Annotated in this window: 13 protein-coding genes and 1 pseudogene; 6 read left to right on the top strand and 8 right to left on the bottom strand. The window is 70.0% G+C overall.

Annotation, left to right across the window (positions count from 1 at the left end; genetic code table 11):
- Window positions 1-45: 45 nt before the first annotated feature.
- Window positions 46-255, top strand: a pseudogene (locus tag AB0O76_RS07370) (dimethylaniline monooxygenase); the annotation flags it as partial.
- Between the two features lie 190 nt (window positions 256-445).
- Here AB0O76_RS07370 and AB0O76_RS07375 read toward each other — a convergent pair.
- The 3 genes from AB0O76_RS07375 to AB0O76_RS07385 all read right to left on the bottom strand — a co-directional run bounded on the left by AB0O76_RS07375 (window position 446) and on the right by AB0O76_RS07385 (window position 2,076).
- Window positions 446-1,264 (bottom strand): chaplin family protein, encoded by an 819-nt coding sequence (locus tag AB0O76_RS07375; protein ID WP_365486413.1) that lies wholly within the window; start codon window positions 1,262-1,264, stop codon window positions 446-448.
- A 117-nt stretch (window positions 1,265-1,381) separates the two neighbouring features.
- The gene (locus AB0O76_RS07380) at window positions 1,382-1,639 is read right to left on the bottom strand and encodes a chaplin (protein WP_365486415.1); all 258 of its coding nucleotides are present in this window, start codon (window positions 1,637-1,639) and stop codon (window positions 1,382-1,384) included.
- Window positions 1,640-1,881: 242 nt separating this feature from the next.
- On the bottom strand, window positions 1,882-2,076 hold the full coding sequence (locus tag AB0O76_RS07385; RefSeq protein WP_365486417.1) for a hypothetical protein: 195 nt from the start codon (window positions 2,074-2,076) through the stop codon (window positions 1,882-1,884).
- A 477-nt stretch (window positions 2,077-2,553) separates the two neighbouring features.
- On the opposite strand from AB0O76_RS07385, the gene AB0O76_RS07390 reads away from it, so the two are divergent.
- The 4 genes from AB0O76_RS07390 to AB0O76_RS07405 all read left to right on the top strand — a co-directional run bounded on the left by AB0O76_RS07390 (window position 2,554) and on the right by AB0O76_RS07405 (window position 6,092).
- Window positions 2,554-2,853: a trypco2 family protein gene (locus tag AB0O76_RS07390; protein WP_365486419.1), complete on the top strand. Its 300-nt coding sequence runs from the start codon at window positions 2,554-2,556 to the stop codon at window positions 2,851-2,853.
- Window positions 2,854-2,864: 11 nt separating this feature from the next.
- A complete protein-coding gene (locus AB0O76_RS07395; RefSeq protein ID WP_365486421.1) occupies window positions 2,865-3,926 on the top strand; it encodes a trypsin-like peptidase domain-containing protein in 1,062 nt (353 codons plus the stop codon).
- 124 nt (window positions 3,927-4,050) lie between these two features.
- Window positions 4,051-4,218 carry a hypothetical protein gene (locus AB0O76_RS07400; protein ID WP_266870481.1) on the top strand — a complete coding sequence of 56 codons (168 nt, stop codon included), beginning with the start codon at window positions 4,051-4,053 and terminating at the stop codon, window positions 4,216-4,218.
- Window positions 4,219-4,250: 32 nt separating this feature from the next.
- Entirely contained in the window at window positions 4,251-6,092 is a 1,842-nt protein-coding gene (locus tag AB0O76_RS07405) for an HEXXH motif domain-containing protein (protein WP_365486423.1), read from the top strand.
- A 57-nt stretch (window positions 6,093-6,149) separates the two neighbouring features.
- On the opposite strand, the gene fxsT is transcribed toward AB0O76_RS07405, so the two are convergent.
- The 3 genes from fxsT to AB0O76_RS07420 form a co-directional block, all read right to left on the bottom strand.
- A complete protein-coding gene (gene fxsT / locus AB0O76_RS07410) occupies window positions 6,150-10,130 on the bottom strand; it encodes an FxSxx-COOH system tetratricopeptide repeat protein (protein ID WP_365486425.1) in 3,981 nt (1,326 codons plus the stop codon).
- A 218-nt stretch (window positions 10,131-10,348) separates the two neighbouring features.
- Entirely contained in the window at window positions 10,349-11,836 is a 1,488-nt protein-coding gene (locus AB0O76_RS07415) for a hypothetical protein (RefSeq protein WP_365486427.1), read from the bottom strand.
- Window positions 11,837-11,985: 149 nt separating this feature from the next.
- The gene (locus AB0O76_RS07420) at window positions 11,986-13,056 is read right to left on the bottom strand and encodes a superoxide dismutase (RefSeq protein ID WP_365486429.1); all 1,071 of its coding nucleotides are present in this window, start codon (window positions 13,054-13,056) and stop codon (window positions 11,986-11,988) included.
- Between the two features lie 91 nt (window positions 13,057-13,147).
- Here AB0O76_RS07420 and AB0O76_RS07425 point away from each other — a divergent pair, with 91 nt between their 5' ends.
- Window positions 13,148-13,597 carry a MarR family transcriptional regulator gene (locus tag AB0O76_RS07425; protein WP_365486431.1) on the top strand — a complete coding sequence of 150 codons (450 nt, stop codon included), beginning with the start codon at window positions 13,148-13,150 and terminating at the stop codon, window positions 13,595-13,597.
- A 48-nt stretch (window positions 13,598-13,645) separates the two neighbouring features.
- On the opposite strand, the gene AB0O76_RS07430 is transcribed toward AB0O76_RS07425, so the two are convergent.
- Complete coding sequence (locus AB0O76_RS07430) at window positions 13,646-16,282, bottom strand: glycosyl hydrolase family 65 protein (protein WP_365486433.1); 2,637 nt, start codon at window positions 16,280-16,282, stop codon at window positions 13,646-13,648.
- Window positions 16,283-16,453: 171 nt separating this feature from the next.
- Window positions 16,454-17,560 carry a threonine synthase gene (locus AB0O76_RS07435; RefSeq protein ID WP_365486435.1) on the bottom strand — a complete coding sequence of 369 codons (1,107 nt, stop codon included), beginning with the start codon at window positions 17,558-17,560 and terminating at the stop codon, window positions 16,454-16,456.
- Window positions 17,561-17,786 lie beyond the last annotated feature (226 nt).

Below are 17,786 nucleotides of genomic sequence, written 5' to 3' on the forward strand. Positions count from 1 at the left end.
GTCCATGGCCACGCCACCGGATTCAGGGCGACGAGCGGCCGCCTCGGGCTCTTCCTCGCAGGGCTGGTGACGGCTGCGAGTTTCGGCCCTGCCATGAGGTTCGTGCACGGCGCCTCGTGTACCGCGGACCGACTTGTCCGGGGCGTACGGCGTCGGCTGCGGGGCGGTCTTGCAGGTGGCGGCGTCGCTGAGCGGCCCCGTCGTCCTCGTGTACGGGAAGAACCCGTACAGGTGATGCGGTCGGCGAACGGGTGAATCGGTTCTTCGGCGGCGGTGGTCAGGTGGTGGACTGTGCCTTCATGGGACGGGCCAGGTTGTCCTCCGCCAGCCGTCGGCGTTTCCGCCGTGGGTGGGCAACACCCCTGACCGGGCGGGCCCTTTCCCCTTCTGGCAGGGAAGAGAACTCAGGGCGTCTCTTCCCTGCCAGTCGGCATGCCCGGCCGCACTAGCGGCGGGACGCCGCGCCTACCCGGCGGTACAGGATTCCGCCGCCGATCAGGAGCGCCGCGCTCCCCGCGGCAGCCGCTGCCAGCAGGTTCTCGTCGCTGCCGGTCGCCGCGAGCACGCCACGCACCTGCGGACCCGGCGCACTGGCGGGCGACAGCTCCGGGGCGTCCGGGGACGACGACGTGTGCCGCATCGCCCTGTCCTGGCCGTCCGTCTGTCCGGGCACGCGCGCGTTCGGAGGCAGGTGTGGCGTCTCCTGTTTCGTGACGGCCGGGGACGACGACGTGTGCCGCATCGCCCTGTCCTGGCCGTCCGTCTGTCCGGGCACGCGCGCGTTCGGAGGCAGGTGCCGCTTCTCCTGCTCCGGGATGGCCGTCGGAGAGGGCGCGAGCGCCGCGTCGGCGCAGCTGTCGCCGGTGGTCGGGGTGAGGGCGCCGACCGTGTCCCCGGTGGTGCCGCAGACCAGAACCTCCAGGAGGTCCTGCACGCTGTTGCCGGCCAGGACGCCGGGCGACTTCTTGGCCTCGCCCGGGGCGGCTGTGGGCCTGGCATCGGCCGTCGGCTCGGTCTTGTCGGGCCGCTCGCGCGGCGCCGTCGAATCCCCGTAGTTCGCACAGGAGTTGTCGGTGGCCGGGTTTTCGGCACCGACCGCGTCCACGCTGTTGCCACACGCGTTCGCCGGTACTTCCACGGGAGCCTGCACGCTGTTGCCCGACAAGATTCCGGGCGAATCCGACGCCGCGCCGTCCGCGTCCGCGGCGAACGCGTTCGCACCGGACAGGGAGAGGATGCTGGTCGCGGCCGCGGCCGTGAGCATTCCCTTATTAATGGCCTGTCGCACTCTGGTTGTCTTCCTCTGAGCAGTGGAAAGCCAGCCTTGGAGTCGAGGTGACGGTCCAAGGCCGGCCATGAACAGCCTGGTGGCTGCGTTACATCACTTGTTGACGCAGGTGTTGCCGAACGCCGGGTTCAGCACGCCGATCACGTTGACGGTGTTGCCGCACACGTTGACCGGGACATGGGCCGGAACCTGGACGAGGTTGCCGGAGAGGACGCCCGGGGAGTGGGCGGCGACGCCCTTGGCGCCGGCGTCGGCGAACGCCGGAGCCGCCATGCCCATCGCCATCACGGCACCGGCGATGATCGTCGCGCTCTTCTTGTGCTTCACGGATCTTCCCTTCACCGCGGTCATGCCCATATGGCAGTCGAAACCGAGCGGGCACATCATTTACGACCCGCGCCATGACCGGCAGTCTGCAAACGAGTTAAACGTGTGAAAGAAACCGTCGGATTTTCTCTGCCCGAAAAATTCACCCGAATTACCGCAAGGGGGGAAACCGCAGGTCAGCCGTTGAAGTCGCCGGTCCTCTCCGGGAACGGCGAGGCCAACCACTGATCTGCCCCTCAGTGTCGGCCCCGTGGTTTCCTTCCGCGTCAGCCCCGTGGCCAGTGGTCGCGCGCCATGAGGGCGAGCCACTCCTGGTCGGGGCGCCCCGGCACGGTCTTGCCCTGCCGCTCCCAGGAGTCCTGAAGGGCGGTGTAGATGGGCTCCGGAACTCGGCGTTCCGGGGAATTCCTGCTCGCTGGAATCAGGCCTTGACGATTCCATCGCATCGTGAAGTCAGCCATATCCCCTCGCCATCGACGGGCGTGTGTCGAGCAATCTGTTCCAACTGTTCCAGTTTCGGAAACCGGCGAAACCGCGGTGCTTAGGGCGAACGAGTTGTTCTTCGCACCCTGTCCAACGCGTCGATGTTTTCGGCGACATGAGGAATCGTCCGAATGAGGGACGGGGTACGAATATCCTGCTGATGGGGACGGACGGCCGCGAGACGCCATCACGCGGCGGGAGAAGCGCGAATTCCGCGCGGGCGGCGTCGCCGCGCGCCGCTCACCCGGCGGCAGATCGACTGCACGCAGCGGCGACTCAAGGACCGGACAAGGCCGCCGACTTCGGGCGGGTGCAGCGCCAACAACGCTTTCTCGTCGCCGCGTTGAGCAGTCTGGGAGTTGCTGTCCCTCGCCTCGGAGAAGGCCCTGCATCGGCCTGCCGCCGTGAGCCCCGGCCTCCGTGTGGGGGCGACACGCCGGGGGTAGGTGCTCGGCGTGATTGAACTCGCCGAGATGATCGCGCAGTTACGTGGGGAACTCGCCACGGCCATGGCGGCGGCCGAGCACGAGGAACTGCGCTTCGAACTGGGGGCCGTGGAGCTGGAGGCGGAGTTCGCCGTCCAGCGGACCGGTACGGCGGACGGCAGGATCCGCTTCTGGGTCGTCGAGGCAGGCGCCTCCGGCCAGCAGACGGCAAGCAATACCCACCGGGTCCATCTCACCCTGCGGCCGCGCGTCCGCGCCACGGGAGAACAGCCGTACGTCGCGGGTGACCAGACCCCGCGCGAGCGCTGAGCCGGGCAGCCATGCCGCCACCAGAGGGTCTGGAACCGGAGCGCGTCGCCGAAGTGCTGGTGAGCAGGCCGGGCGGGCAGCCCGGAAGGCGCGGGTCCGGATACCGCGTGGGGAACGGATGCGTACTGACCGCCGCGCATGTGGTCGCCGGTCCCGTGACGTCGGTGCGGGTGCGCTTCGACGCCGATCTGCCGGGGGAGTGGAGCGCCGACGTACGCGTCGTGCTCATCGCCGAAGCCGTGGACATCGCGCTCCTCGAGATCATGGGCGCACCGGAGGGGGCCACGGTCGAACACCCGCGATACGAAGGTGTTCCCAAGGCCGATGTGGTGCTGAGCTTCAGCGCGCTCGGCTTCCCCCGCTTCAAGTTGCGCAACGACAGCATGCGGCTCCTCGACGACGGCTCGCCGAGCCAGTACCGCGACTCCTGCCACCTCACGGGGAACATCTCCGTCCTCTCCAACCGCCGCGAGGGCACACTCGAACTGGCCGTCGTCGCGCCGGGCACCGACCCCGAACCTGACCACTCCCCCTGGGAGGGGATGTCCGGCGCGGTGGTGTGGTGCGAAGGCGCGATCATCGGTGTGGTCAGCGCCCATCACCGCCGGGAGGCGCAGGGCCGCCTCGCGGCGAGCCGGGTCGAGCGTTGGTACGACATGCTGTCGTCCGGCGATCTCGCGCAGCTCCACCGCTACGCGGGGCTGCCCCTCCGCGAGACGGCCGGGTCCACCGCGGTGCAGGGGCCACCGGCGCCCATGAGCCTCGTCGGGCTTCCCGCCGATCTGCCCCTACAGGAACTCATGGGCCTAGTCGACGCGTTGGTGGAAATTCCGGCACTGCGTGACACCAATGGTCTGAATCTGGTGCTCGCCGGCATCAGCCCGGTGATCGCCGCCAACCGGCCACGTGACACGCGGCTCAGAATGGACATCTACGGCATCGTGCACACCTGTCTGCGTTACCGGGGCACGCTCGATCAGCTCCTGGAGGCCGTGCGTCTGGTGGAAGGGCCGTCGTCGGAAGTGGACCGGATGGACCGTGTGGCGGCTCAACTGGCCGAGCAATACTGCTGACTTGATGTCGGGGGCGGCTCGGATGCGGGGTTTCGCGGCGTGCCGTGCTGGGTCATCATGAGGGTGAAAGGGACAGCGCATGCACGGAATCGCGGGAGGGGACTTGGCAGCCGTGGAGCAATCGATGCCTGCCGTCGAGTCCGATCTCGTAGATCTCTCGGGGGTTTCTCTTGAAGCGCTGCGTTCCATGGACGGCAGTGCCATCGCGGAGTCGCTCGACTCCTTGCTGCATCACATCGATGAGGCACGGGCCATCACGATGTCGTACGGAGGGCCTTCCCGTTTCGACTGACGGGCCCTTCGCCGTGCCATGGCGGACGGCTCATGCCGGTTAGGCCTGCGGGATCGGCGCGGCTGCCGGTCCACCGGCTTTCGGCCGCCGGGTTCCACGCCCTCGCGCGGGGTGGCGGCGGCAAGGCGGTGGTCGAGGAGCTCCTCGCCGCCGAGCGCAGCCGCCGCATGCTGCTGCTGCGGGCGCTCCACGACGGTCTTTCCGGGGGCGGCGCTTCGCCCGCCGCGGGTGGCGACGCGATCTCGTACGGCGAGGCATGGTCCCTGCTTGAGCGTGCGCAGGGGCGTGCGCCGGACGTCTTCGAGGACATCCTGATGTCTCCGCATACGGGGATGTGGCTGTCCCTGGCGTTGCGCAGGCTCAGGGGTGTGCCCTCCGAGGACGCGCCGCTGTGGGCGGTGGTGGGGCATCTGTCGGCGCTGGCCGCCGCCGCGGGAGCGCGGGCCGGACTCGACTTCTCGATCACCGTGCCGGTCCGCCGTGGCGTCGCGTTTCTGCCGACGCTGGGGTGTGCGGAACTTGAGGGCGCGGAGCCGTGGGGCACGGCTCAAGTCGTCGTGCGGGACGGGCAGGTGCGGATCTCCGGGGCGCCGGGGGGTGCCGTGGTGGTCTCGACGGGCGCTGCTCGGGGCGGGCCGGGGTGGCACTCAGTGCGCCGGCTGGAGCTCGGGGTGACGGGACCTCAGAAGTGTGTGGCTCTTGAGGAGTTGGATCCCTATCGGACGTTTCCCCGCCCCAGCGACCCTGTGCTGCTGTCCCCTGCCGACGCGCGGACGTGGGAGGGCGTGCTCGCCGACGCCTGGGAGGTGCTGCTTCAAGACGAGCCGGAGACAGCGGAGGCCATGCGTGTCGGGCTGAAGTCGGTGACACCGACACCGGCGAGAGAAAGGTTCCGGCCGCACAGCGTGACCGCCGGGGACGCCTTCGGGGGCGTGATGGCGTCACTTCCGGACGATGCCGCGCAGCTCGCAGCGACGCTGGTGCACGAGTTCCAGCACATCAAGCTGGGCGGCCTCATGCGGCTGCGGCCGCTGAACCTGAACGGGCCCGAGTCGGCCGAGGAGCTCTTCTACGCTCCATGGCGTGACGATCCGCGCCCGCTGGGCGGACTGCTGCAGGGGATCTACGCCTTCGCGGGAGTCACGCGCTTCTGGCGGGCCCATCGGCACTCCGCCGATGCCGGACGAGCCCCGCTCGCCCACTTCGAGTTCGCGCTGTGGCGCACCCAAGTGACGTCCACAGTAAGCCTCGTGGCTCCGCATGAAGGGCTGACCCCGCTGGGGCGCCGCGTGCTGGAAGTCCTCGGTGAGCGCTGCGCGCAGTGGATGGGCGATGGCGTGCCCGCCGCCGAATTGGAGCTCGCCCAGGAGGTGGCCGCTGACCACCGGGCCCGCTGGCGGGCGCACCATCTGCGGCCGCCCGCATCGGCCGTGGAGGAAGCGGTACTTGCCTGGCAGCGCGGGGACGAGGGGCCTCCGGCGGGTCTCGCGGGCGAGCCCGTCCTCGTACCGGACACGGAGAGCCGTTTCCTGGACACCGCGGCCGTCCTGGCCAGGCACCGGCTCAGCGGCGCCGACCGGGACATGTACGGAGTCGAGGGGGCCGACGAAGCCGACGTACTCCTGTGCCGCGGCGAACGGGCAGCGGCGCGGGACGCCTTCGCCGCCCGCCTGACGGGCAAGGGAGCCCCGCCGGGCGCCTGGGCCGGTCTGGGGCGGGCCCTTGCCGGTGCGGAGGCCCACAAGGACGCTTCGCGGCTGCTGCGGCACTTCCCGGAGCGGGCCTGCGCCGTGCAGAGCGCGCTGGAGAACGCCACCGGGCAGGGTGCCGATCCGGTGCGGCTCGCGGGGTGGTTGGGGCGTGCGGGTCTCTAGCCCCTGAAGGGACTGCGGGGCGGGTGGTGCCCGCCCCGCTCATGGCCTCCGGCGTCGCTACAGCGGTACCGGGTCGATGTCGCAATTGGCGCGCTGACCCGCCTTGGCCTGCAAGGTGGCCGGGTGCGGAGTGGCCGGCTCCGAGAGCAGCCGGGGCGCGTCGAGCACGCGCTCCATCCGCGCCAGGGTGTCGGCCCGCAGCGGGGTGCCTTCGGCCTCCTCGCCCAGCTCGATGAGGTCCATCGCGAGGTTCCCCGCACACGCCAGCGTGGTCGGGTGGTCGTCGCCCAGGACGGTCCGGCAGAGGTCCAGCGTCTGTCGGCCGATCGCGAGGGCCTCGCGGTGGTTGCCCAGCGCCGCCAGGTCGCTCGCCAGGTTGATGGCGGTGGCCAGGACGATCGGGTGGGACTGGCCGAGCCGCTCGGTGAGCGAGGACAGCGCCGCCTCGTCGAGCCGGCGGGCCTCCTCGGGCTGGCCGAGAAGCCGCAGCGTGACGGCGAGGTCGACGTCCGCGGCCAGTACGTGCGGATGCTGCGGGGCGAAGACGTTGCGGTACTCCTGGCAGGCCTTCACGCCGCGCTCGCGTGCCGCGTTCAGGTCGCCGTTCTGACGCAGTGCCACCGACAGGGTCAGGGCGGCGATCAGCGACGAGGGGTGGGTGTCGCCGTAGCGCCGGGTGAACTTCGAGTACGCCTCGGTGGCGAGCTCGAGCGCCTGGGTGTGATCGCCCGCCTTGCGGCACGCCTCGCTGAGCTGGCGCACCGTACCGATGGTCGCGGGATTGCCGCGGCCGAATACGTCGCGGTAGGCGTCGAGCACGGCCTGCTGGCGTGCGCGTGCTCCTACGTAGTCGCCTGTTTCGCGTACGTCGATGGCGACATTGCTCTCCGTCATCAGTGTCCGCTGGTGGTCCTGGCCCAGGACACGCAGGCGCAGCGCCAGGGTGTGCTCGTCCAGTTCGAGAGCCTTACGGAACTCGCCGGCCTGGCGCAGGCTCGTGCCGAGGTTGTGGGCGGCTTCGAGCGTGGTGGGGTCCTCCTCGCCGAAGGCGACCCGGGCCCGCTCGTACACCGTGGCGTCCAGTTGGGCTCCGGCGGCGAACTCGCCCTCTACGCGGCGCACGGCCGCTTCCAGGTTGATCGCGGCGAGGGCGTCCTCGCGGGTGTCCTCGCGGCCTTCGGGGGCGGTGCGCTCGTAGATCTCCTTGAGCTTGGCCACCAGGTCGACGGCTTCGCGGTGGCGGCCGAGGACCCAGTAGATGTAGCAGAGCCACTGCCCCATGAGGAGCGTCTGCTGGTCCTCCTCGCCGAAGACGGTCTGCCAGGTCTCCCAGGCCTGCTCGGAGAAGTCGAGCGACACCTCGTGATCGCCCCAGTAGTAGAGATACCGGGCGATGTTCATGACGAGCTGACGCACCCAGGGCTGATCGGACTTGATGGCGTCAGAGGCGATGACGTGACCGTAGAGCTCCGCGTAACGCGGCCAGTTGGCGGCCGCGTTGGGCGCCTTCGGGTCAGCGGCGGCCAGCAGAGTGTGGGCGCCATGGCGCATGCGGGACTGCTCCTCGGGGGTCATGCGGTTGTTAAGGACCAGCTGAACGAGGCGGTGCATTTCGATCGAGTTCGTACGGTGGTCGATGCGGGCGAGGGAGTAGCGGTTCACCTCCCTTATGGCTCGCGCAAGGCGCATCGGGTCGTTCAGTGTCGCGTCGAGCTCGGGGAAAATGCTGCTGTTTCCGAGCCCGGAGAAAATGGAACGTGAAATCGGGTCCGGCGCGAAGTAGGAGCACAGCTGCAGCAGTCGCAGGGCGGACGGGCTGCGGGTCTCCAAGTGGTCCAGGGAAACGTTCCAGGCGGCGGCGACCGGCAGTTGGTAGTCCGGCGGCGGGGCGACCTCGAGAAGTTCCGTGCGCTTGTTCTCGAAGAGCCGCAGATACTCGGACGCGGGCATTCCCGTCTCGGCGCGCCAGGCCGCCGCCTGTTCCAGGGCGAGCGGCAGGTCTCCAAGCGCTTCGGCCAGCTGATCGGCCTCTTCGTCCTGGAGCGGCGGTCCCGAATGGCGCAGGAGTTCCTTGCTCTCCTCGCGGGTGAAGACATCCACTTCGAGAGAACCGCCGACAAGCCCCCACCGCCTGTTGCGGGAGGTGACCAGGATCGTGCCATTGCCTCCAGTGGGGAAGTAATGGCGTACCTGCTCGGGGTTGTCGGCATTGTCGAAGATGAGCAGCCAGCGCGAGAAGGGACGGCCCTCGCGCAGTGCCTCACGCACCGCCGGACCGGCGATGTTCGCCTCCGTGCTGGTCTCGAGGCCGAGCCGTCCGGCCAGTTCCACCAGCGCCTGGCCGATCTGTCCGGGCCGTTCGGAGGGAATCCACCAAACGATGTCGTACTCACCCTGATGGCGATATGCGTACTCGATGGCCAGCTGGGTCTTGCCCACTCCGCCCATGCCGTGAATCGCCTCGGGAAGCACGGTCGTCGTGCCTTCCCGCAAACGCTCGCCGAGCAGTTCGAGCAGCTCTGTGCGGCCGGTGAAATTGGGGTTGCGTGGCGGTAGATTTCCCCAGACGCGCGGCTGTGATGTGCGGTCCCCCTCCACCGTTTGCTGGGGCGTAGTCGACATCACCGATGCTCCTTCGGAATCGGGCCGAGAGACAGGGGTTCCACCGCTTTTCTCCAGGCTGACTGCGTAGCGACGATCGTGCCAGCCAAGTACCCCTGCGAGCAGGGCGGCGCGCTGCATGAAACGTCCGGAGAGTGCCCTCAGCGCGGCTAATTCGACGCGGAGGAAACCAATATTGCGGCTGTTCACCCGAGGCATGGCCAAGGTGTCCAGGGGTTCTGCGGGTGAGGGGAGGAGGGAGGCCGCTGCTGTGCCGTCCCCTGCCAATAACGCGCGTACGTCGTGCAGAATCCGTGCCGTGTCACTGCGGCGGCCCAGTGCGAGCAGCTCTTCGCGAATGTTGGGGGCGAAGGAGAACGTCACATCCGTCACTTCGTCGCCCCGTGCCCCGCTGGGCCGGACGAGTCCGCTCATCAGCAGTTCCGACGCGTGCACGGGGCCCGCTCCCGGTGTGGTCTCCAGGACTTTGCGGATGAGCGGAAGGCTGAGAGGCACTGCGGATAAGCGGGTGGCGAGGGTGAAGGCCGTGGGAGACGCTCCGGCCCGGAAGTCCGATACGCGCTCCGACGCCGGCACCGTGCTGTGCGGATCGGGAACGTCGTACGTCCACGGCAGAGCGCGCGCGGCGTCGGGCCTGCGCTTCCACTCCCGCGCACGGACGGCGGTCATTTCCAGCCATTGCGGCTCGGGGCCCATGACGAGGTGCGTCCAGGCCTCCGCCCAGCGGTTGGTCAGTGCCAGGACCGGTACGAGGACCGCGTCCGACTCGACGTCCGGCTCGTCCGGGTCGTGTGACTCCACCGGGGCCTCGCGCAGTTCCCATTCCAGCTCGCTGTTGGCGGCCCAGGGGCGGGCGGCGCGCAGCCGGACCCGGCAGACGTCGAGCCCTGTGCGGTACCAGAGCTGCTGGGGGAGCACATGGACCACGGCGGCCGGGCACATGCGCCCCCAGGCGCGCAGCAGGGGCATGACGGCGCCCGACCGCCATGCGGCGCCGAGCCCGTCGGTCACCACGAGGATCACTCGGCGCGGGTCGTCCGTGGCGCCCCCGAGCGGTTCCTCGGGGCGCAGCCGGGCCGGTGCGGTCTCGTCGGTGCCGAGCAGTCGCAGTACGCGTACGCGCGAGAAGTCCCCCGCGCGGTTCAGCTCACCGATCAGTTCGTCGACCGCCTGGTCCCACACGCGCATCGTCACATGGGTGTCGATCACGAGGATCGCTTCCGCGCGCTCCTGTCTGCCCGACCGGCCGGGGTCCGACTGCCCGAGCCTGCCGAGGACGGACGCGGCTTCACGACGTGCCCGCGTAGCCGGTCCTTGCCGCTGCCCATCGTCATCGTGCCGCATATGCGCCCTCAAGGCGTCGTGGTGACGCTGACAGTTGTGCGGAGTCCCGCAGAGCGCGGGCGTGCGTGACATCCACACGCGAAGCGTGGCAGTGCGCCCGCACTGCAAGCAAGGGGGTACGGCGGCATGGGCCGGGGCGCACGCAAAACATGCTAGGAGACGTGCTTCCGGGGCTTCCGGTGCTTCCGGCGTGAAACAGCCGCACGGCAGCGGAGGCTGGCTGGTTCACGGCGCGACACCCCCTCTCGCCGGGTGCGGGAGGTTCATGGACATGTGGCCGGTGATCCCGTTCAAGTCGTCACCGGCGCACGGTCGGGGCCGGGCGGCCCGGGTCTGCGTTCCGGATCGTCGAGCAGGATCGCCAGGTGGCGTCCCACGTGGTTGTCCCAGCCCTCGGGGCCGAGCGCCAGAGCCTCCTTGCGCCAATTTCCCGCGCGGTTGAGGAGCCCGGAGAGCCCTCGGTCCTGGACCAGGTCGGCGACCGCTTCCTTGAAGGCCGGATCGCCGCAGTCGCCCCGGTGCCAGATCATCGCGGGGACTCCCGCCCGCAGGCCTGCCATGAACTCCTGGTGACTGGAACGGGAGTCGGTGCCCGGTGGCTGGCTCAGGACCAGACAGACCGCGTGGTCGTCCTCCTTCAGTTCGCGCTCCAGGTGGAAGTGCGACTGCTCGGGCTGCTTCCAGTAGGGGTGGCTCTCGGCGGGCCGCTCCTTGAGCTGCCGCCATTTGTTGTGCCAGGGGCGGTGCCAGGCCGCCTTGCGCAGGCGCTCGAAACTGCGCACGAGTACGGCGTAGTCCATCACCAGCGGGGTCGGGGACAGGGTGGAGGACTCCTTGTGCCACCACTCCACCGGCTCCCCGAGCAATTCCCACGGGAGGATGAATTCCAGGACGACGGGCTGTCTCAGGTCCGCCCAGCGCTCCTCGGTCTGCTCGATGAGCGTCTCCACTTCGGCGGGCAGGTCGTCGCGGTGCAGATGCAGGGTCTCGCCGGGAACCGGATGCCAGCCTTCCGCGTCGGACTGCCGCCAGTGGGAGAGGAAATAGCGGTCCGGGTCCACTCCGTCGGGCTCGAACTGGATCATCAGATACGCGGGCACCATAGGAGGCTGTGGCGCGTGCTGGTCGACGACACCGAGCTGCCAGTCGGCCATCTTCTCCTCGAGGCCCCAGGCGCGGGCCTGCTGGCGGTTCCAGCGACGCAGGTCCTCGGCTGCCTCCATGTTCCCTTCCTCCACGAGCCGGTCGGCGGCCAGGGCCAGGAACGCCATGCTCACGGGGAGTTCCTTCGCGGCGGAGTTGCCGCCGGCCAGTCGTAGGAAGACTGCCCATCCCGTGTCGCACCACGCGGGCAGCTCCTGGGTGCGTGAGCGGCTCGCGCGCCGGGCCAGGGTGGCCAGAGCGGACGAGGAGCGGATCTCCCGCAGGGTCGGCTGCAGCGGGTGCAGGTCGGCACCGTCGAAGAAGTCCACGGCCTCCCATTCGTCCACCAGGCGCAGCAGCGACGAAATGGCGGAAGAACGCTGCTCCAGATATCTCAGGCAGCGGACGAGGCACGGCAGCCCGTCGGGGATCTCCGCGCAGTGCTCCACCAGGCGCAGCAGCCAGGGCCGCAGCGCTTCACTGCGCAGGGGTTCAACCGGTGAGCTCAGTTCCTTGTTGAGCATGCTCACCCAGAGATCCGCGCTGTTCCCCTGCCGTACCGTGCTCGATTCCTGCAGTACGTCGACGATGTCGGCGACCAATTCATTGCGAACCCTCGCAGGGCTGCGTTTCACCCCCGTGACCTCCCGATCGCCACCAGCAGCCAGCGCTGTCGTATCGATGGTGCCGACAAGCGTACGACCACAGTTACGCGCATGGCAGGTCTCCGGCCATCACCGGGGCGAACCGTTGGTCATTTGTTGTCCGCCGCCGGCTTCATTCGTCAGATGCCGTCAACTGCCGCCACAGTGAACGGAGTTGTCGGAGTGCCGGGACCCATCGGGCCGCCCTTGTCGAACTGTGAGCGGACCACCAGCGTGCGTCCGTGCGACCGGGCCAGGGTGGTCGGGATCTGGAGTGCCTCGTCCGTGACGCGGCGTTCCAGGCGGGCCGTTGCCCCGTCGTCCGTCAGGCGCCAGCGGGTGATGGAGTTGGTCGTGTTGTGCACGGCCCACAGGGTGCTGCCGCGCAGTTCCAGGCCGTCGCCGTTGGTCAAGTCCCCGCCGTGCAGGGCGACTTTGCGGATGCTGCCGGACGCCGTGTCGATGCGGTAGAGGTCGCCGCCGGTCATGTCGACGGTGAACAGGCGTCGGCCCGAGGGGTCGGTGGGGTCGGCCACGAGGCCGTTGAGGGTGAAGGTGCCGGCCGGTTGCGGCTCCAGGGCGTCGCTCAGGTCGAAGCGCGCGGTGAGCTCGCCGCGTCGTCCGTCGTGTCGGGCGGCTTTCTCCAACTGGGCAGGTGTCACGCGGTAGATGACGGCGCGGAAGCTGTCGGTCAGATAGGCCGTGCCGTCCGTCGCGATGGTCACGTCATTGACCATCCGGGGCTGGTCGCCAGGCGTGCCGGGGACGTCGAAGCGGGCGATGAGGGCGCGGCTGCGCAGGTCGTACACCGCGACTCCGGTCGTCGAGTCGGTCACCCACAGCCGCCCGGAGCGGTCCACCTTCAGGCCGTTGGCGGTCTTGCGGCCGTCGGTTCCTGCGGGCAGGAACACGTCGGCCGCTCGCTTGCCCGGGCTTGCCTTGTAGACGGCTCCCGTCGCGTACGAGCCGACGTAGACGTCGCCGGTGCGGGGGTCGGCGGCGATGCCCTCGGGATAGGCGCGGTCGCCGGGCAGCTCGTAGGCCGTGGAGATACGCGCTTGGTGCTGGTGCTGGTGCTGGTGCTGGGAGTTGGGTGTGCGCGGTGGCGGTCCTGGCTGTGCGGTGGCCGTGGGCAGGAGTGGGGCGGCGGCCAGGGCGGTCAGTGTCGCGGCGATGGTCAGGGAGCTGCGGTACCTCTTCGCGTTAGGCATGAACACGAAGGTAAGTTAGAGCTCTAATGCTCGTCAAGGTTCGAATTTCTATGGGGGGTATTGCTTTTCGTATGGCCGTTACGATGCGGGGATGACCACCTTGCCCGCGTCCGAGCGCCTCGGCTCCCACATCAAGCGGGCCGAGCAGGCCCTCAACGCGGCCAAGCACGCGGCGCTGAAACCGGCGGGGCTGACCGTCCCGCAGTACGCGGCGCTGCTCTACCTCAGTGAGAAGCCCGGCATCTCCGCGGCCGCCCTTGCCCGGCTGTGCGGGGTGACGCCGCCGACCATGAACACGGTCCTGAAGAACCTCCAGGAGCGCGGCCTCATCGAGCGAACCCCCCACGAGTGGCACCGCAACATCCTGGAGACCCGCATCACCGAGGAGGGCGAGGCCGTCATGGCGCAGGCGGACGGCGCGGCGGTGCGTGTCGAGCGGGCGCTGGCCGCCGAGTTCACCGAGGAGGAGCGGGCTGCGCTTGTCGGCCTGCTCGGCCGGTGCGCCGCCCTGCTCGACTCGGTGCGGGCTGCCGGTCAGTGAACCGGCCGGGGCTTTGTTCGGCCCGATCGGTGGGCTCGACCGGGTCTCTCAGTCGGTGACGGTCAGTTCGCTCAGCTCCGGCGCCTTCTTGGCCGCCTGGACCGTGAGGCGTACGTAGCGGACCGGTTCTGCGGATGGGGAGCGCCACGTGTTGCCGTTCGCCGATGTCTCGACCCGGTGGCGGGCCGGTTTGACCGCCCACTTCGGAGTGACGGTGCCGACCTCGGTCCTTCGCTCCAGGTCCACCGTCAGGGATGACTTGTCCGCGGTGGGCGACCAGGCGGTGACGGGGCTGCCGTCCACGGCGGCGGCCGCGTACAACCCGGGGTCTTCGGAGGTGGCCTTCGCGGGGCGGCAGCGGGCCAGATCGGCCGTCGGCGTCAGGTCGGGGCGGCGGGTCTCCAGGACGGCGGGGGTGTTCTCGGCGACCGTGACGCGGCCCTTCGGGGTGTCGATGGTGAAGGGGCGCCCCGAAGTGAGCCGGACCGTCGTCTTCTCGGGGCCGATCGCGATGTCGTACGTGCGTCTGCGCCAGTGCGCGCCGCGCACTGTCACACCGCTCTTGAGCTGCGGGGGAAGCATCGGATCGAGCTCTACGGAGTCCTCGCGCAGACGCAGCCCCGTCAGGCCGTGCGTGAAGACCTGCAGGAAGCCGCCCTTCCCGGTGAGGAAGTCCTGTGCGGGGGAGCCCGCGAGCGCGTCGCCCGCGCCCGCCTTCTCGCCGCGCGACTCCGAGAACAGGGCGAACGGGCCGCGCATGAAGGGGCGTACGGACCGCTGGAGGAAGGTGTACGCCGAGCAGCCCGGCGCACCGATGGAGGCCGCGTCGATCGCGTGCACGGAGTCCGTCATGGCGGGACCGTCGGGATCGGTGCGCGCGCTGTAGTAGTCGAGGGTCGCGGCCGCGGCGCCCTTGGGCATCGGCCAGTCCAGCGGGTACGTCAGGAGCACGGTGTCGGCCTGCTTGATGGTCGACCCCTTGTAGCCCGCGTACTGGAGATAGATCTTGCGCTTCGGGTCGTACGGGATCCGGATGCGGTCGGCGGTCCTGGTCCAGGCGGACGGGGCGGTCTCGCCGAGCACGCGGGCCGCGCGGGCGGCGGAGCGCAGGGCGGTGGCGGCGACCGCGTTCGTGTAGACGCCGTCCGTCACGCCGTTGCTGTACTCGTCCGGACCCGCGACGTTCTGGATTGAATAACTGCCGTCTTCATTGGAAGTGGTGCGCGACGTCCAGTACGCCGCGATGCCCTTCAGGAGCGGCCAGCCGCGCGAGCGGAGCCAGGCGCGGTCGCCGGTCGCGAGGTAGTACTGCCAGGCGGCCAGCGCGATGTCGCCCTGGAGGTGGTTCTGCTGGACGCAGTGCGGCGGGTACCAGCTCTGGCACTCCGACCACAGGGCGCCGCGGCTCGCGCTCGTCCACGGGTAGAAGAGGCCCTTCACGGCGGTCTTCGCCGCGTTGTCGCGGGCGGCCTCCATGGTGGCGTTGCGGTACTCCAGGACGGGGCGGGCGAGTTCGGGGCGGAACGCGAGCAGCGCCGGGTACATCCAGGTCTCGGCGTCCCAGAAGAGCATGCCCGCGTAGTTGTCGCTGGTCAGACCGGCGGGCGCGATGCTGTCGCGGGCGCCGGGGCGGGTGGAGGACAGGAGGCCGTACTGGGCGGAGCGGACCCAGAGTTGGAGTCCGCGCCGCCCGGCGACGTCGATGCCGGACGACCACAGCTGCCGCCAGGCCGCGCTGTGTGCGGCGAACAACGCGGGCCAGCCCTGCTCGGCCGCGCGCAGGGACGCGGCGCGGGCGTCGCTGTGCGGGGCGCGTGAGGTGAGGACGGTGTCGATGCCGACGTACTTGGTGACGTCGTAGGTGGCGCCGTCGTGGACGGGGAAGGCGGCGGACTGGCTGACGCTCAACTTCCTTGCCGGGCGCCCCTGGCGGGCCTGGTGGGCCTCTCCAGGGGCCACGAGGGTGGACGCCACCGCGCCGTCCGTGCGGGTGCCGTCCGTGCGGAAGGTGACGTCCATGGTGCGCTCACCGCTCGCGCCGCCGCCCGTCTGCGTCATGCGGCGGGCACCACGTCCGTCGATGCGGTCGGTGACCTGCGCGTCCCCGGTCCAGTGCGGGGTGAGGCGCAGGCGTACGGCGCCGGTGTGGGCGTGCCCGCGGTCGGCCAGGACGTCGTACGTCAGGTCGGTGCGGCGGCCGTCGGCGGTGGTCCAGGTGAGCGAGGTCCGGACGAAACCGCAGCGCAGGTGCAGGGTCTGCCGGTAGTCCGATACGCGGCTGCGCGGGCCGTACGTCTCGCCGCCCACGGTGACGTCGAGCGCCGTCCAGGCAGGCAGGGCGGCGATGGCCTCGCGTCCCGCGGTGTTGCGTGGCCCGCGCGCGTAGAGGCCCGCCGCGAAGGCGCCGTCGTACCGGGGCGTGTAGAGGGGCCAGCCGGTCTTCTGGTCCTTGACAGGTGCGGAGTAGCCGGCTCCGGCGGGCGGGACGCGGGTGCCGAGGTAGCCGTTGCCCACGTAGGGGGCGTACGTGTCCTTCGGAGAGGTGCGTTTCGTGGTGGAGGGCGCCCAGCCGGGTGCGGGCGCGCAGTCACGCGGAGGGCGTGGCTGGTCGGCCTGCGCGGCCGGTGCGGGAGCGGACGCGGCGACGAGGGCGGCGGCCAGGAGCGTGGCGGTGCGGAGGGTCACGGGGCGACGATGCGCGGGCGCGCCGCCGGAAGTGGGGCGGCGCGCCTCTGGGTCCCACGGGTGGGCGCCTGGCGGGGCGGGGTTTGTGGGTCCGGATTTCCAACTTGGGTGAGTTGGGTTCTCCGACTCGGGTCGGTCGCGCCCTTCGAATTGCCGGGGGGAGTCCAGTCTTCAAACCTGGGCGAGTCCCGATTTCAAACCCGCCCCGCACAGCGGAACCACGGCCGTCCGCTCACCGAGTGCCCCGGACCGTACGGCGGCCCAGCACGCCACCCCGGTCGATTCGACGTACAACCCCCTCCCCGACAAGTCGAGTTGGGCATGCCTGATCTGGTCCTCCGTCACCGTCAGGAACGCGCCGCCGGATCCGCGGACCGTCCGCAGGATCTGCCGTGCGCGGGGCGGCCGCGGAATCGCGATGCCCTCGGCGAACGTGGGCACCATCGGAGTGTTGCCCAGAGGCTCGTCGGCGCCCGCGCGCCACGCCTCGGCCAGCGGGGCGACCGCCGCGGCCTGCACGGCGTACAGCGTGGGCGCCTTCGCGATCAGCCCCGCGGAGTGCAGCTCCCGCACCGCGAGCGCGGCCCCCAGGAGCAGCGTGCCGTTGCCCACGGGCACGACCAGGGCGTCCGGCAGCCGGCCGCCCAGGTCCTCCCACAGCTCGAGGACGTACGTCTTGGTGCCGTGCAGGAAGTACGGGTTGTGCACGTGGGAGGCGTAGAACGTGCCGGGCTCATCGGCCGCCTCGCGGGCCGCCAGGGCCGTCTGCTCGCGGCCCCCGTGGACGATTTCGAGCCGCGCCCCGTGCGCGCCGATCTGCTCCAGCTTCTTCGGTGACGTGTCGGCCGGGACGTACACCGTGCAGGGCAGTCCGGCCCGCGCGCAGTAGGCGGCGATCGCCGTGCCCGCGTTGCCGCTGCTGTCGGCGATGACCCGGTCCGGGCCGAGCCGCGCCGCGAGCGCGGCGAGCATGACCGCGCCGCGGTCCTTGAAGGAGAGCGTCGGCATCAGGAAGTCGAGCTTGGCCGAAATCCCGCCATCCAGCGGTACGAGCGGTGTGCGGCCCTCGCCGAGCGAGAAGTCGGGGGCGGGCAGCGGCAGCGATTCCGCGTACCGCCACAGTGAATTGACCCTTCCGGCAAGGGACTTCAGCGAGCCGGGATTGGGGGAGAAGTCCAGGTCCAGGGGGCCGCGGCAGACGGGGCAGCACCAGGCGAGGGTGCCCGGGGGGACGCGTGTGCCGTCGGTGGGACAGAAGTAGTCCGGCAATGCTGTCATGTGGGCAGGCTAGTTGTGGCAGTTGGGGCCGTTGTGTCATGGCGGGTGCGTGGCGGTCGTGTTACGTCCGGTCCTGACCCTTGTGGGATTCCTATGGATCCGCCAATCTTTCGTCCCGACGAAGGCGAGAGCGGGCGCGTCGATCCATTGACTTGACATGTTCCTGCCGTACGCCTCCGTGTGTGTGGGCACCACCAGCACCAATCCCCCACCAGCGCACCACCTA

This window comes from Streptomyces sp. NPDC086554, from assembly GCF_040686095.1.
Classification (GTDB): Bacteria; Actinomycetota; Actinomycetes; order Streptomycetales; family Streptomycetaceae; genus Streptomyces.

What these genes read in the sequence shown, in the direction of transcription:
- AB0O76_RS07420 (WP_365486429.1), bottom strand. Translation starts at nt 13,056, where the DNA reads ATGCCTAACGCGAAGAGGTACCGCAGCTCCCTGACCATCGCCGCGACA.
- fxsT (WP_365486425.1), bottom strand. Translation starts at nt 10,130, where the DNA reads ATGTCACGCACGCCCGCGCTCTGCGGGACTCCGCACAACTGTCAGCGT.
- AB0O76_RS07375 (WP_365486413.1), bottom strand. Translation starts at nt 1,264, where the DNA reads ATGCTCACGGCCGCGGCCGCGACCAGCATCCTCTCCCTGTCCGGTGCG.
- AB0O76_RS07400 (WP_266870481.1), top strand. Translation starts at nt 4,051, where the DNA reads ATGCCTGCCGTCGAGTCCGATCTCGTAGATCTCTCGGGGGTTTCTCTT.
- AB0O76_RS07405 (WP_365486423.1), top strand. Translation starts at nt 4,251, where the DNA reads ATGCCGGTTAGGCCTGCGGGATCGGCGCGGCTGCCGGTCCACCGGCTT.
- AB0O76_RS07395 (WP_365486421.1), top strand. Translation starts at nt 2,865, where the DNA reads ATGCCGCCACCAGAGGGTCTGGAACCGGAGCGCGTCGCCGAAGTGCTG.
- AB0O76_RS07425 (WP_365486431.1), top strand. Translation starts at nt 13,148, where the DNA reads ATGACCACCTTGCCCGCGTCCGAGCGCCTCGGCTCCCACATCAAGCGG.
- AB0O76_RS07385 (WP_365486417.1), bottom strand. Translation starts at nt 2,076, where the DNA reads ATGGCTGACTTCACGATGCGATGGAATCGTCAAGGCCTGATTCCAGCG.
- AB0O76_RS07435 (WP_365486435.1), bottom strand. Translation starts at nt 17,560, where the DNA reads ATGACAGCATTGCCGGACTACTTCTGTCCCACCGACGGCACACGCGTC.
- AB0O76_RS07380 (WP_365486415.1), bottom strand. Translation starts at nt 1,639, where the DNA reads ATGACCGCGGTGAAGGGAAGATCCGTGAAGCACAAGAAGAGCGCGACG.